At 47.3% G+C, this 13,887-nt stretch carries 14 protein-coding genes and 1 pseudogene; 11 read left to right on the top strand and 4 right to left on the bottom strand.

All coding sequences use genetic code 11. The features are described 5' to 3' along the window. Positions 1-28: 28 nt before the first annotated feature. The 4 genes from M1D70_RS04925 (at position 29) to M1D70_RS04940 (ending at position 3,286) form a co-directional block, all read left to right on the top strand. Complete coding sequence (locus tag M1D70_RS04925) at positions 29-643, top strand: DUF47 domain-containing protein (RefSeq protein ID WP_009592343.1); 615 nt, start codon at positions 29-31, stop codon at positions 641-643. 14 nt (positions 644-657) lie between these two features. Next, a complete protein-coding gene (locus tag M1D70_RS04930; RefSeq protein WP_009592277.1) occupies positions 658-1,647 on the top strand; it encodes an inorganic phosphate transporter in 990 nt (329 codons plus the stop codon). A 108-nt stretch (positions 1,648-1,755) separates the two neighbouring features. Next, positions 1,756-2,712, top strand: a complete 957-nt coding sequence (corA, locus tag M1D70_RS04935) for a magnesium/cobalt transporter CorA (protein ID WP_456289284.1) — start codon at positions 1,756-1,758, stop codon at positions 2,710-2,712. 208 nt (positions 2,713-2,920) lie between these two features. Continuing rightward, positions 2,921-3,286, top strand: a complete 366-nt coding sequence (locus tag M1D70_RS04940; RefSeq protein ID WP_192569671.1) for a YrhK family protein — start codon at positions 2,921-2,923, stop codon at positions 3,284-3,286. Positions 3,287-3,505: 219 nt separating this feature from the next. On the opposite strand, the gene M1D70_RS04945 is transcribed toward M1D70_RS04940, so the two are convergent. Then, positions 3,506-4,096: a hypothetical protein gene (locus M1D70_RS04945; RefSeq protein ID WP_009592309.1), complete on the bottom strand. Its 591-nt coding sequence runs from the start codon at positions 4,094-4,096 to the stop codon at positions 3,506-3,508. Positions 4,097-4,388: 292 nt separating this feature from the next. On the opposite strand from M1D70_RS04945, the gene M1D70_RS04950 reads away from it, so the two are divergent. The 4 genes from M1D70_RS04950 to rlmD all read left to right on the top strand — a co-directional run bounded on the left by M1D70_RS04950 (position 4,389) and on the right by rlmD (position 8,666). After that, positions 4,389-4,679 carry a YerC/YecD family TrpR-related protein gene (locus M1D70_RS04950; RefSeq protein ID WP_009592310.1) on the top strand — a complete coding sequence of 97 codons (291 nt, stop codon included), beginning with the start codon at positions 4,389-4,391 and terminating at the stop codon, positions 4,677-4,679. Between the two features lie 3 nt (positions 4,680-4,682). Next, the gene (locus tag M1D70_RS04955) at positions 4,683-5,447 is read left to right on the top strand and encodes a sirohydrochlorin chelatase (RefSeq protein WP_456289285.1); all 765 of its coding nucleotides are present in this window, start codon (positions 4,683-4,685) and stop codon (positions 5,445-5,447) included. Between the two features lie 18 nt (positions 5,448-5,465). After that, positions 5,466-6,347, top strand: coding sequence for a diacylglycerol kinase (locus M1D70_RS04960; protein WP_009592325.1), 882 nt, complete (start codon positions 5,466-5,468; stop codon positions 6,345-6,347). Between the two features lie 729 nt (positions 6,348-7,076). Continuing rightward, the gene (gene rlmD, locus M1D70_RS04965) at positions 7,077-8,666 is read left to right on the top strand and encodes a 23S rRNA (uracil(1939)-C(5))-methyltransferase RlmD (RefSeq protein WP_456289286.1); all 1,590 of its coding nucleotides are present in this window, start codon (positions 7,077-7,079) and stop codon (positions 8,664-8,666) included. A 3-nt stretch (positions 8,667-8,669) separates the two neighbouring features. Here rlmD and M1D70_RS04970 read toward each other — a convergent pair whose 3' ends face one another. Beyond that, positions 8,670-9,434: a recombinase zinc beta ribbon domain-containing protein gene (locus M1D70_RS04970; protein ID WP_456289287.1), complete on the bottom strand. Its 765-nt coding sequence runs from the start codon at positions 9,432-9,434 to the stop codon at positions 8,670-8,672. A gap of 11 nt (positions 9,435-9,445) precedes the next feature. Further along, positions 9,446-9,646, bottom strand: a complete 201-nt coding sequence (locus M1D70_RS04975) for a hypothetical protein (RefSeq protein ID WP_456289288.1) — start codon at positions 9,644-9,646, stop codon at positions 9,446-9,448. A gap of 110 nt (positions 9,647-9,756) precedes the next feature. Here M1D70_RS04975 and M1D70_RS04980 point away from each other — a divergent pair, with 110 nt between their 5' ends. After that, complete coding sequence (locus M1D70_RS04980) at positions 9,757-11,208, top strand: hypothetical protein (RefSeq protein WP_456289289.1); 1,452 nt, start codon at positions 9,757-9,759, stop codon at positions 11,206-11,208. A gap of 157 nt (positions 11,209-11,365) precedes the next feature. Further along, entirely contained in the window at positions 11,366-12,220 is an 855-nt protein-coding gene (locus M1D70_RS04985; RefSeq protein WP_456289290.1) for an HNH endonuclease, read from the top strand. 273 nt (positions 12,221-12,493) lie between these two features. Here M1D70_RS04985 and M1D70_RS04990 read toward each other — a convergent pair. After that, a pseudogene (locus tag M1D70_RS04990) lies at positions 12,494-12,682 on the bottom strand (hypothetical protein); the annotation flags it as partial. A 112-nt stretch (positions 12,683-12,794) separates the two neighbouring features. Here M1D70_RS04990 and M1D70_RS04995 point away from each other — a divergent pair. Beyond that, complete coding sequence (locus tag M1D70_RS04995; protein WP_456289291.1) at positions 12,795-13,859, top strand: hypothetical protein; 1,065 nt, start codon at positions 12,795-12,797, stop codon at positions 13,857-13,859. Positions 13,860-13,887 lie beyond the last annotated feature (28 nt).

Raw genomic sequence — 13,887 nt, forward strand, 5'->3', positions numbered from 1 at the left:
CAATTTATCGAAAAAAGGGGTTAAGAGTATGAAAATGAAGAAAAAGGATATATTCTTCCAAACGCTGGAGAATATGGCCGATACGGTGGTACAAGCCGCAGACTATTTTTCGCAGCACGTTTCCAATCTTGAAGATGTGCTTGAATTTGCCAACGAAATGAAGAAATACGAGTCGCAGTGTGATACCTACACGCATACCATCATTACTGAACTCAACAAAACATTTATTACGCCAATCGAACGCGACGACATCATGGACCTGACAACCAGCATGGACGATGTGATGGACGGATTGGAAGCAACCGCATCCCGTTTCTATATGTATAATCTGGGGAAACCTGACGAGTACATGGTGCAGTTTGCAGAGATTCTGCGTCAATCGGCTTATGAAATCCAGAAAGCCATTCATTTGCTCTCCCAGAAGAAACTTCTGGCGATCCGTGAATACACGATCCGCTTGAACGATCTGGAGAACCAAGGCGACGAGCTGCTGCGGATCTGCATCAAGGATCTGTTTGCCACCGTCTCTGACCCGATTCTGCTGATCAAGAAGAAAGAGATTTACGAACGTCTTGAGACGACCACGGACACCTGCGAAGACGTGGCAAATATGCTGGAATCCATCATTATGCGCAACTCGTAAGGGAGTCCTGAACAATGGATACAACGATGTTAGTATTAGTAATAGTTGTTTTTTTGGCGCTTGCATTTGACTTCATCAACGGGTTCCATGATACGGCGAATGCCATCGCAACGTCGGTATCGACCCGGGCCCTGAAGCCGCGGGTAGCCATACTGCTCGCAGCGAGCATGAACTTCGTCGGCGCGATGATGTTCACGGGCGTTGCCAAAACCATCGGCGGCAGCGTCGCGGATCCGACCAAGCTGGATAACGGGATCGAGGTTGTTATTGCAACATTGCTTGCAGCCATCATCTGGAACCTGGTTACCTGGTGGTTCGGATTGCCTTCGTCCTCTTCCCATGCCCTGATCGGGGCACTGGCGGGTGCGGTATTCGTCGGCGCGGGAAGCGACATGCTGAATTACGGCGGGTTTAAGGACATCGTGCTTGCGTTGATCCTGTCGCCGATTATCGCGTTCGTGATCGGTTATCTGGTCATGCAGCTGCTCAAGGTCATCTTCGCCAAGCGCAGTCCGCATACGGTGAACAAGGGCTTTCGTACGATGCAGATCTTCACGGCAGCGCTGCAATCCTTCACGCACGGTACCAACGACGCGCAGAAGGCAATGGGTATCATTACCTTTGCTCTCGTGACGTCCGGTCAATTGCAGGAGATGGAAGTGCCCTTCTGGGTTAAAGTCTCTGCGGCAACAGCCATGGCGCTCGGTACGTCGGTGGGCGGCTGGAAGATCATCAAGACCATGGGTACGAAAATATTCAAAATCGAGCCGATCAACGGGTTCGCCGCTGACTTCTCGGCCGCTTCCGTTATCTTCTCGGCGACATTGCTTCACTTGCCGATCAGTACAACGCATGCGATTACGTCGGCAATTCTCGGCGTAGGCTCGGCGAAACGCTTCTCCGCCGTAAAATGGTCCTTGGCAGGACGCATCGTGGTAACCTGGTTTATTACGATTCCGATTACGGCCGTACTGGCAGGAGTCATCTTTAAAATTCTTTTCTAGACATGAATCATTACACATAGAGAAACGGATAGTTGTGGGGCCAATCAGGAATCGATTGGCTTTTTTTGTTTAAAGAATCGATGGTACAGGGGAAGGGGACATCCAATCATGATACGCGTTCTGGCGATTACGCCAAGCTATGAACCGGTGACCGGGCTTACGCTGGAAGAGATCCGGATGGAGGACTATGCCTGGATCTGGGCCGATTTCAGCAATCCGACGCCGGAGGAGGCGCGGAAGCTGGAGAGCTATTTTCACTTCCACCCACTGGCAGTGGAGGATTGCCTGCATGTCCTACAGCGGCCGAAGCTGGATTATTACGACAACATGCAGTTCTTTGTCCTGCATGCGCTTCAGCCGGATACGCTGCAGGCGGTCGAGGTGGATGTATTCCTGGCCCCTTCGTTCGTGGTCTCCTTCCACCAGCAGGCGCTGCCGGAAATGGACGAGGCTTGGGAACGCGTGCTCGCGGTTGCCGGCAAGGGGCCGCTGGGGCAGGACGGTCCGAGCTTCACGGCGTATACGATTATGGATAAGCTGGTGGACCAGTATTTTCCCAGCCTGTTCGCCATCGAGGATGAACTGGCCGAGCTGGAAAGCCAAGGGGAGAAGGATTCGGTCGAAGACCTGATGAATCAGGTGTTCGCGCTGCGTTCAAGGCTGCTCCGCCTGCGGCGCACGGTGGTGCCGATGAGGGATCTGCTGTACCGGATCGTTAACTCGCAGCATATGGAGCATCATGCGCACCATGCTTATTTTTCCGACATTTATGACCACCTGCTGAAGCTCGCGGACATGATCGAGGCCGATCGCGAGATGACGGCGGATCTACGGGACAGCTACATATCGGTGAATTCGAACCGGATGAACACAATCATGAAGACGTTGACCGTTATTACGACGATCTTCATGCCGCTCACCCTGATCGCCGGGATTTACGGGATGAATTTCGAGAACATGCCGGAGCTGGGGTGGCATTACGGTTACTTCTTCGTGCTCCTTCTCATGTTTGTGCTGGGCGGCGGCATGGTGTTGTGGTTTATGCGCAGAGGCTGGTTTAAATAAGGAGGTTCTATGGCGGTAAATACTGTTAAGCCAATCGAAGCAGGGATTCCAGCCGGGACCATCTGCATCGGCCGAAGTCCTGGGTCAGTAAGTGATTTGAAGAGAGATGAGCGGGGAAGTTTGTCTCATTCAAGAAGAGCGAATGCTAAATAGCTGTCGTTTCTTGTTCTTCCGTAAGGGGTAAAGGCTTGCTGAGGAGGGACTGCATATGAAACTCGGGCTCAAACGACATCCCAAGAAGCGTTCATCGCGTCAACCAGACGAGCCTTTGCGTTCCCGGCTGCTGCGCCGGATGCTTCGCTTGGCTAGGAGACGAAAACGGAAGCTCGCCGTCACGAACCGTTACGAGGTGGGCATGGTCATCAGCGAGATCGCCACGGGCCTGCTGTTCATCGCAGGCAGCATCATGATGTTCTATCCCCAGATGAAGCGAATCCCGACGGTGCTGTACCTGCTCGGCAGTATTACGATGCTGCTGCGTTCCGGTTTGCGCGGATCGTATTGGTTCCGGTTAAAATCGCTGGAAAGCGTCGAGAATAAAGAAGCCGGCCCCGAAGGGGACTGGACGCGCTGATGAGGATATACAGGCCGTAAAAAAGATAAGGCTCCAGTCTGGGGGTACAGACTGGAGCCTGCGTGATGTATGAGGGTTCCGTGCATCCCGCCATGGTCGGCCCTAAAGTATCTGATGGACCATCCTGACAGATCTGATCTTATTCGCTGATCAGAGCCTGCATGGTTTGATTAGAATTGCACGGCATATAAAGTGTCGTGGGTGCACCGATTACATAGGTTAACGGCGCCGTCTTTTGCCGGAAGACGATTTGCGCGAGCCGGAGCGGCGTCTGCTTCCCGAGGACCGCCGTCTTCTCGGTCTGTATTCGTAGCCGTCTTCATTCTGATCCGTATAGGCAGTCGAAGACGATCCGCTGCCCTTCTTCTTAAGCGCGCCTGCCAGCACGGAGAACATAGGCGCAAGCTGCTGGAAGCCCTGCATGACCTTTTGTACCTTGCCGATGTTGTTGACGATGCCGTCGATGCCGCCCATCCGGTCGATGAGTCCCTTGATGTCGCTCATATTGTTGACCCCGAGCCCGCCGAGGAGCTTGCTTAATCCCCCGCCGCTGCCGCCTCCTCCGCCGAGGAGACCTGCCAGCCCGCCGCCGCCGGAATTCGTGGAGGGAGCGAGAGCCGAAGCCGAAGCCTCCAAATCCGTTACGCCGTCGGTATATGGATATAACGCCGTTTCACCGACTTCCGGATAATCGCCGTATGGCGTGATGCCAGGGTACGGTGTTGGATCCTGCGGCAGTGATTCATATGAATTGAGTGAGCGATGGTTATTCGTGGGTCGGCGATGATAATAGTGAGAATGACGCGTCATGATATCACTTTCCTTTTTGAGTTAAGATACTATACTGTATGATACGGGCGGGCGATGGGTTTAGGCGGATGTCCCGATTTTCGGGATAGGAGCGGAATCGGGCGATGGCCCAGGAAGATTTTGGCGCGCCTCTTTCGGACGTGAATGAGAGCGTTTATGCGGGATGAGTCCCCCTAAGGGGTGGTCGTCCTGTAGTGCGTGAAATCGTTAATGCTTGAAAATACTATATCCGCTCGGGTACAATGGGAGTGCGAGTGTTATACACACAGTAACAATAGGGGATGATCATCCAGTGCAATTAAAGAAGCTAAATGATAAAAGCATCGATCAATTATTCGAAGCGATATTAACCCTGGACAGCGTGGAGGAATGTTATGTATTCTTCGACGATCTCTGTACCGTGAACGAAATCCAATCCTTGTCGCAGCGGCTGGAAGTGGCGCGCATGCTGGGCAAGGGATGCACATACAACCAGATTGAAGCAGAAACGGGAGCCAGTACCGCCACGATCTCGCGCGTGAAGCGTTGCCTGAACTACGGCAATGACGGTTACAAAATGACGCTGGAGCGTCTGGGACGTTAATTCATGACGAAGCCGGGTGTGCTGGTCATCAGTCATGGCTCACGTGAACGGAAATGGGTGTCGCTTGTGGACGAGGCCGTCCACGAACTGGCATCCCGCATGGATATACCGGTCGTATCTTCGTACCTGGAATTGGTAGAGGGCCGTCTGATTCAGGACGGCATCACGGCCTTGGAAGACCAGGGTGTCACCGACATTGTGGTCATTCCTCTATTTGTCTCGTCCGGCAGCACACATGTCGACGAAATAGCTTATGCTATAGGAGCGAAGGCCGTTCCGGACATGGAGACGGACCTGGCGCCGTTTCGGGTTCGTTCCCGGGTTCATTTCGGTACGCCGATGGACGACGATCCCGAGATTGCGGCCATGGTATGGGATAAGGTGAAAGAGCTGTCCGTGAACCCGGCGAAGGAGGTCATTCTCCTCGTCGGGCACGGCAGCAGGCATGATCTGTTTCGCAGCCGCTGGGAAAAGGGTATTAACTCTTTGGCACAGCGAGTTAGCGAGGTAAGCGGAACCGGCGCGGATTATGCCTTACTCAGTCCTGGCGATGTGCGGGACAAGGTGACAGCATGGATGGAGCGCGGCTGCGATGTGATCGTAGCTCCGCTTTTTTTGAGTGAGGGGTATTTTACGGAGAAGGTAATACCCGATCGGCTCCAGGGGCTGGAATGCCGGTATTCCGGCAGAACCTTGCTTCCGCATCCGCTGCTGCCGCAGTGGATGGAGTCGCAGGCCAAACGTCTTCTTCAATCCTTGAAATCATAAGTAGGTGGCGTATCGTTAATGAGAAATGCAAGGTTAATCTATAACCCAACCTCCGGCCGGGAGGAAATGAAGCGTCGGCTTGCTGATATATTGCACCGTCTGGACAGTGCTGGCATCGAAACCTCCTGTCATGCAACGACCGGAGAGGGGGATGCGACTCGCGAAGCGGCGGATGCCGTGGAACGCGGGTACGATCTTGTGATCGCGGCCGGCGGAGACGGCACGCTCAATGAGGTCATCAACGGGATGGCCGGCAGGGATAACCTCCCGCCGCTGGGCATTTTCCCGCTGGGGACCACGAACGATTTTGCGCGGGCGCTCGGCATCTCGAAGAACTGGGAGGAGTATTGCGATCTGGTGATTCGGGGCGAGACGCGTCCGATTGACGTGGGCAAAGCGAATGATCGCTACTTCATCAACATCGCTGGCGGCGGTACGCTGACCGAGCTCACCTACGAGGTGCCCAGCAAGCTGAAAACGATGATCGGGCAGCTGGCGTATTATTTGAAGGGGATCGAGAAAATGGTCAGCCTCGCGCCGCAGGAGCTCATCATCAACGCCAGCGGTCATCCGGCGATCCATGACGAATTCATGGTGTTCCTCATTGCGAACAGCAACTCGGTCGGCGGCTTCGACAAAATCGCGCCGGGCGCGAGCATCGACGACGGCTTGTTCGACGTCATTGCCCTGCGCAAGTGCAATCTGGCGGAGTTCGTGCGCGTGGCTACGCTCGCTCTGCGCGGCGAGCATATCAACGACAAGAGAGTCGTGCATTTCCGCACCGACTATATGGAGGTTGTCTCTCCGGGACCGGTTCAGCTGAACCTGGACGGCGAGTTCGGCGGCGTCCTGCCGGGCACGTTCCGTGTCCTGCCGCAGCATTTGCGGATTTTTGGCTGAGATGTTTAGCTGGTAGAGAGGCGGAAGGCAACGGGCGCTTAAGGCGTGATGGTTGTTGCCGAAGTCTCAGCGGGGACTGATCACATTAGAGATGGATAGGCGATTGGGGCGATGGGCCATGGAACGAGATGGAACAGGCCGAGGATCGCCGCTTAGGCTCCAGGCTCTTGTAAGTAAATGATTGGATTTGCAGGCTATATGGATTGAATAACATACGAGGCTCCCGTATAATGATGGACGTGAGCTTGTGCGCTAAGCTCCCTTGGGGGAGCTTTTTGTTGTTTAAGCGAGTGAAGGTTAACGGAAGATCATCCGTTTTTATTAAGTGCGTGTTCAAAAAGGTCGGTTTTCAGCACCGAAGCTTATGCTCCCGATGTGCGTTTTTTCAAAACGCTTCAGTTGGATGAAGCTAGGGACTGAGGAGTGGAGCGTACGCTTGAGTACGTGAGCACCGGAAGGCCCGGCTGAATTCAAGATTCGATGCCGAGTGGCTTCCTGATTCACTTCGTGTTAGATATAGAATTTATGAGCTATCAGTGGAACTGATGAAATTCGATATCGCAAGAAAACCTACCTATGCATCGCGGTCGCTCATCCTTGAAGTGGCCACGATAGGGGTTTTCTTATCAAAAGCGAGCTTTTTGAACAACTTCTATTATGGATGGTGTTCCGATTGGGAATATAGAGTGGTAAGGGACAAGTTGAACGGAAAGAAGTGAACAGCACATCATGAAGAAGAACCGCAAGGGAAGCGACACGCGCCGCAGCGGCAAGCCGGCGGCTTCGGCGGCCCTCCTGGACCTGCCGGTGGCGAAGAACGACGAGGTCGTGATCGATATTATAGGAATGAACCATGACGGAGAAGGGGTCGGCCGTGCCGACGGCTACACCCTGTTCGTTCAGGGCGCCCTGCCGGGCGAGAAGGCCCGGGTGAAGGTGCTCAAGACCAAGAAGCAGTATGGCTACGCCAAGCTGCTGGAGCTGGTCGAGCAGAGCCCCAATCGCATTGCAGCCCCATGCCCGATCTACGACCAATGCGGCGGCTGCCAGCTGCAGCATATGAGTTACACCGGGCAGCTGGAGTGGAAGCGCCAGCTGGTGGTGGACAACCTGGAGCGGATCGGAAAGCTGCGGGTGGTGCATGAGGCGAAAGATGCTGGAGCGACGCGTGTGGGCAAGGAGCGGAATGGCACAGATGGTGGAGGGGACATTGAGAATTCTGAAACCAATGGGACCAATCCTGCCGTTTCCGGCGTTGATTCAGATCAAGAGGGGATCCTCGTGCGGCCGACACTCGGTATGAGCGAGCCTTGGCGCTACCGCAACAAGTCCCAGGTGCCGATCGGCGTAACGGAAGGCGGCCTGGTCGGCGGCTTCTACGCCCGGGGCAGCCACCGGATCGTGGACATGGAGACGTGCCTCATCCAGCATGAGCAGAACGACGAGGTTGTCAGCCGCGTCAAAGCCATCGGGCGGAAGCTAGGCATCACCGCCTACAATGAAGAGACAGGCCAAGGCCTGCTTCGCCATGTCGTGGTGAAGATCGGTTTTGCTACCCGAGAGATGATGATTGTGCTCGTCACGAACGGCGAGCGGATTCCACGTGTCAACGAGTGGATCTCTGCTATTCGTGAGGAGCTCCCGGCGGTTGTGAGTGTTTGCCAAAATGTGAACACACGTAAAACAAACGTGATTTTTGGGGATGTAACCCGCGTCCTGTGGGGGCGTGAGGTCATCCATGACTATATAGGCGATGTGAAGTTCGCGATTTCTGCGCGTTCCTTCTATCAGGTGAACCCGGCTCAGACCGAAGTGCTGTACGGGAAGACAGTGGAGTATGCCGGATTAACCGGGGAAGAGATCGTGATCGATGCGTATTGCGGCATCGGGACGATATCCCTGTTCTTGGCACAGCATGCCAAGAAGGTATATGGGGTCGAGATCGTGAAGGAAGCGATCGAGGATGCGCGTGCGAATGCCGAGCTCAATGGTATGAAGCATGTAGAGTTTGAAGTCGGCGCGTCAGAGGATGTGATTCCACGCTGGAAAGAGCAGGGCATCGAGGCGGATGTGATCGTGGTCGATCCACCGCGTAAAGGGTGCGATCCACGCTTGCTGGAGACGATTCTTGAGATGAAGCCGGAGCGCGTAGTTTACGTGAGCTGTAATCCATCCACGCTGGCTCGGGATTTGCGAGTGTTGGAGGATGGCGGGTATCGGACGGTGGAGGTTACGCCGGTGGATATGTTTCCGCATACGGTGCATGTGGAATGCTCAGTGTTACTAAAATGGAGAGGGGCTAGTAAATATTCCCTTTGATTCTTACGCCCCGATTAAGATAGGGCGGGTAATGTTGTAGTGAATTTTGATTGATCCATCTTCATGGACTTCAATCTTTTGAATAAGCGTTTGAAGCAGTTGTTTCATTACTCGATCATCTTCTTTGTATAACCTTGCAAACTTATCAATTTGACGTTTAAAGGCACGAAGATGATCGTCTGTATTTTTCTTTGCTTCTTGCTGAGACTCTATTTCTGCTTTCTGCTTGGCAAGTCTCCCTTGCTCTGCTTGAATGCGCTCATTCTGAACGGCAAACTGTTCGATACTGACATCTTTTTGGGCGTAAAGTTGAAGCAACCCCTGAAACTCATCAGTTAGTTGATTAAGGCGGTTGGTGACCTTCTGCAGCTCTTTCTTGCTGTTGCTTTGATAAAGGCTTGCTTCTCCATTTATCACGCTATAAAGCCTGTCTAGCTTGACACTACTATCGATTAGTTCCCTTATATCGTCTTTGACCATTTGTAACAGTGTCGTCGGCTCTTTAACGAGGTAAGTGGAACAAAAAGATTTTGTATGCTTGATGTATCCCCCGCACACATAAGCCCCTTCTTTTCCTCGATCTTTACGGAATGTCATGCCCTTTCCACAGTCTGCACAAACAGCAATGTGAGCAAACAGGCTTTCTTGACCATTGCTTTTATTCTTGTCTTTCGCCCTCATTCTTCCTTGCACCAGAAACTGATCGTGGAGTAGGAACACAGTTTTCACTAAGATAATTGCTGATTTTACACCAGCCCCACCCTTCATGAAGATACAAATTAAAGATTTTTTGCGACAGTTTCAGTATGCTTCTCATTAAGTACAAGTTCACCGCTCGTAATACGCTTGTAACCAAGCGCGGGGAGAGAAGGCTGATACTTGCCTTGTCTGGCACTTGCCTGTCTACCTAGTTTAATACGTTCAGAAAATTTAGCGCATTCATTTGCTAGAACTGCTTTCAAATTAAAACGTCCGATCATATGAGAGATATTGTTTTCCTAATTTCATTAAATTCATCACTATTGTATCGATAGCAAAATTAGACAATAATATGTATAATTTTACCTAGCGATAAAAGAGGGGGATTTCTGTGAAGATTAGTACACGATTTAATTTAGGAGCAACTCAACAGGAGTTAGATTTTATAGATATAGATACTACAGAAGATATACCTCTCTTTCTAGATCCCTTTTTTCTGTCAATAAGACATGATCAATGGTCATTAAACGCTTCACGTACTATTAGAGGGTTCTTTCAATACTTAATTGAACTTCTCAATGTTAATCGTATTGAGGAAGCGAGGGATTTATTTAATTATCTAGGTGAGCCAAACGAAACCTGCCTTGGGATATCCCAAGGGCTCCCTCGTGGGAGGGGAGTTGGTGAAGAGGATGCAACTGAAATATTTGAAAGTTTACTAGAGAGTCGGGCTGTAGAGTCTGGTCTTGTCGAGGATTTGGAGGATTGTGTAATTTTTGTAGATAACTTTGGAAAAGACAAATTGTCAGATATGACAACTAACATTATTAGAAGACATTTGATAGAGTATACGCATGATCAGTGTAAATTGTGGGGGATACCATTAACGGATAATGTACCTTCCGGATATTATTGGAGTAGAGAGAATGTTAGATGGGAATTTGGTCTAACTGAGATGTTAGTCGTCGATGGCAAGGTCATTCTGCTGGTACCTAAGGCTATTGTTTCATATAGCAAAAATTACTCTTACGAAAAGTATCATCAACATTTTGTGCTGAATTTTCTACAAAGAGAGCACCTTACTCTCAACTCAGTATTAGTTAAGAGAAAAGTATTAAAGAACGGTACGGAAAAAGTATGGGTTTCAAAGAAAGATATAAAGGAACATGAAGCACCATGTACTAAGGAGTTTATCAGGGGGTTTACCCAAAGACACCCGTCCGTTTATGAAGACTTTACTAATTACGTTAAAAAAATTCATGGACCGCTAATGCACGAGGAACTTAATGCCGGTTACGATGTAAACACATTCGTTGAATATTTAATAAATAAATTAGAACAAATACCACCAGGTAGAGCTAATGCCAATGAATATCATAAACATATAGTCGGGATATTAGCTTATATATTTTATCCTAATCTTTCATCACCACAACTCGAAAGAGAAATACATGAGGGTAGGAAACGAATAGATATAGTCTTCGACAATTCTGCTGACAAAGGTTTTTTTTACCGATTCCCTACTAGATTTGAATTACCTGCTCAATTCATTTATGTAGAGTGTAAAAATTATTCCTCTGACCCTGAAAATCCTGAACTTGATCAACTGTCTGGACGCTTCTCTTGGCAAAGGGGTAAGTTAGGTTTTCTGCTTTGTCGCTCGATTAACAACATGAATTTATTTATAAATCGGTGTAGAGATACGTATAATGATGGACGTGGGGTCATTATACCAATTGTAGATAATGATTTAATTTTTTTATTGAATGGTATCAAGGAAGGAAGCCTTGATTCTGTAGATGTTTTTTTAGATGAACGTATTAGAGATATTGTATTGAGATAAATTGAACATGTAGAACAAATATCAAGAAGATGAAGGGGTATATAAAACAACCATTAGTCTGTTTGACTAAAGCTAAATTACTTTACGAATACTCCCACTTCCTCTGGAAACGAAATTTTTTACTGGCTAGTCAGTACATTGTAGGAGGGTCGGATCTATGGAGAGAAGAGGAATAAGTGATCAGAATGCTGCAAAACTATTGAATTTTGAAAGTAATTATAAAAATAAGTCTATCACTTACTATATAGTTAATAACAAAGAATTAATTACGATGAAGTTTTCACATCTTTATTCAGACGGAGTTGGATATTGGTATGGTATTACTCCAAGTGCATTAAAAAAGTATCAAATAGAGGGCATATCTTATTTGTGCTTAATATTGGGCTATGAAGGTGTATTAAAATTACCATTTGAATTGATCCTCAAGTATATCGAGAATGCTGATGTTTCCAAGAACGGTAAGGATGGTATAAAACATTATCATCTGAGAATTAAATACGACGAAGATATAGAACTTTACAATTCGATAGAAAGATTCAATGTAAATCAATATTTGATTTTTGACGAAGAACTAATTTTAAACGATATAAATTCTAAATCAATAGATCAAATTAGAGAAGAAGCAATTAAATTTACCGACTATGCCCAACAGTACATTAGTAGTGAGAAACAAAGTAAAATAAGAAAAGAAAGTAAAGCACAAAAAGAAAGAATTGCAAAATTAGAGCAACACACATGCCAGGTATGCGGATTTAAGCAAGAATATTTGAATAAAAATGGTATGATGTCTTGGATCATTCATGTTGACCATATTCTAGATAAAGCTAAAGGCGGTGGGGAGACGATTGATAATCTCTGGGTACTTTGTCCTAACTGCCATACAAAGAAGACATATGGCGTAATTACTATAGATAAGGATGAGAAAAAAGTGAAGGAAAATGGAAAAGAAATTGAAATTAGGGACAATCATCTCGGTTGGAATAGGGTGGTACAGCTTCCCGCTATTGCTTAAACCATGATTAAGCTGGTTGTGACATTCCTGATCTCGAATAACACGCGAAGCCTATGGCCGTGCAATGGTTAGTGGGTTCCGATAAACGCACTTTGGGAGGGATCTATGAATCCTGTAATCGGAATCGACTCTCGAAAGGTTAAAGTGTATAATTTCATTCTTCTAGAGAGAAATAAGCCTTTTCAATCTTTAACTTTCTGTAATTCATTTAAATATACTTTGGTGGACGAAAACGTCCGATCATGACGGGGCTATCAAGAATTATGCGTAAACTCATTTATAGAGAATCTCTCTCGAGGGGAGGACGGCCCTCACGGTAAAATGCTGACTGATCCGATCCGGAAAGAAGAAAGAGAGCTGGAGTAGCCTTGACCCCAGTTTTGACCCTGCCCGTCCATTTGCGGGTGACACCCACAGCATTTTTAGTAGTACTTCGTCAGTCGGGAAGAAGCTACTGCCCTTTCCTTACGAAGCTGACGTTAATAGCTCTCAATCATCTTTTAATGATATATTACTGGGAAATAATATATTCTTATATAGAGAGATGTAGGAAAGAATTAAAGGATGGTAGCAAATGAGCATTATTAATATAGGTTATTTTAATATTCAAAAAGATACTATTCCATTAATCATTGAGGATTTATCTAACACCTTTTCCGAAAAAAGAAAACGGCAAATAGAAAAACAATTTAAAAGCGTGTATGACTTCGTTGCAATAATCTATTATTTTCGATTTATTGAAAAGTTGCAGATAAGTGAAATAGCACACAAATTAGAGATGCAGGTACAGCCGTTGTACATTCATCTATATAATTTAGGGTGGCAGTATTCTAACGATTTCGAAGAAAACTCGAAGCAATTTGAAATAGAAAGAAAAAAATTGAATGATGAGTACATAGAAGCAAAGATAAATTCGTCAAATATAAGTTTAAACGAGCATGAAAAATTAAAATACGCAATTAATCATAAGAGCAATATGAGAAAAGAAGTATATATAAATTTAGGATTTGCATCAGCTGTTGAGTATGTTAGAACAGTATATTATTTAGTTTATATATCTCGTCTAACAACTGTCCAACTAGTTATCTTATTCAACTTACCCTATCCTACTGTACAGTTACGCTTAAGAAACCTAGGATTTAATCTTACACTAGATGAAGCTATGAAAAAGAAAAAAGAAAAAAGCAGACAAAATTATGAAAGAACATTTAGAGCTGGTAAAATTACGAGACTAAAAGATCGAATGAATAATTTATCAGACGGTAGTAAAAATGAAAACTATGCAAGAGAACTAATTGATAAATTAGTTTATGAGTACTTTGATAGTAATATATATGACATTGTAGTTGGAGTAAATAATGTAGGGCTACTATCAAGTAAAGAAATTGATATTCCAGTGATTATACACAATAGATTACTGGACCGTTTTTTTAAATTTGCCGTAGAATACAATGGCGAGATTTACCATGATGATGACAGTGACAAAATTTCCATTGCTCAGAACAGAGGGTGGCTCTATCTTGCAATAAAGGAAGGATTGAACGGGAGGGAAAGCAATAACCCTAAAATTATTGAAACCAAGGTTAGACAGTTGTGTGTTGAAATGAGGGATATTATCAAAAATTTGGAGAGGGAATAAACCGGATCCTTCATAAAATAAATGTCTT

The sequence above is a fragment of the Paenibacillus sp. AK002 genome, assembly GCF_053903045.1.

Bases quoted from the DNA above. Each gene is read 5' to 3' on its own strand.
- M1D70_RS04945 (WP_009592309.1), bottom strand. From the start codon at position 4,096: ATGACGCGTCATTCTCACTATTATCATCGCCGACCCACGAATAACCAT.
- M1D70_RS04960 (WP_009592325.1), top strand. From the start codon at position 5,466: ATGAGAAATGCAAGGTTAATCTATAACCCAACCTCCGGCCGGGAGGAA.
- M1D70_RS04985 (WP_456289290.1), top strand. From the start codon at position 11,366: ATGGAGAGAAGAGGAATAAGTGATCAGAATGCTGCAAAACTATTGAAT.
- M1D70_RS04995 (WP_456289291.1), top strand. From the start codon at position 12,795: ATGAGCATTATTAATATAGGTTATTTTAATATTCAAAAAGATACTATT.
- corA (WP_456289284.1), top strand. From the start codon at position 1,756: ATGATACGCGTTCTGGCGATTACGCCAAGCTATGAACCGGTGACCGGG.
- M1D70_RS04955 (WP_456289285.1), top strand. From the start codon at position 4,683: ATGACGAAGCCGGGTGTGCTGGTCATCAGTCATGGCTCACGTGAACGG.
- rlmD (WP_456289286.1), top strand. From the start codon at position 7,077: ATGAAGAAGAACCGCAAGGGAAGCGACACGCGCCGCAGCGGCAAGCCG.
- M1D70_RS04975 (WP_456289288.1), bottom strand. From the start codon at position 9,646: ATGATCGGACGTTTTAATTTGAAAGCAGTTCTAGCAAATGAATGCGCT.
- M1D70_RS04930 (WP_009592277.1), top strand. From the start codon at position 658: ATGGATACAACGATGTTAGTATTAGTAATAGTTGTTTTTTTGGCGCTT.
- M1D70_RS04970 (WP_456289287.1), bottom strand. From the start codon at position 9,434: ATGAAGGGTGGGGCTGGTGTAAAATCAGCAATTATCTTAGTGAAAACT.
- M1D70_RS04940 (WP_192569671.1), top strand. From the start codon at position 2,921: ATGAAACTCGGGCTCAAACGACATCCCAAGAAGCGTTCATCGCGTCAA.
- M1D70_RS04925 (WP_009592343.1), top strand. From the start codon at position 29: ATGAAAATGAAGAAAAAGGATATATTCTTCCAAACGCTGGAGAATATG.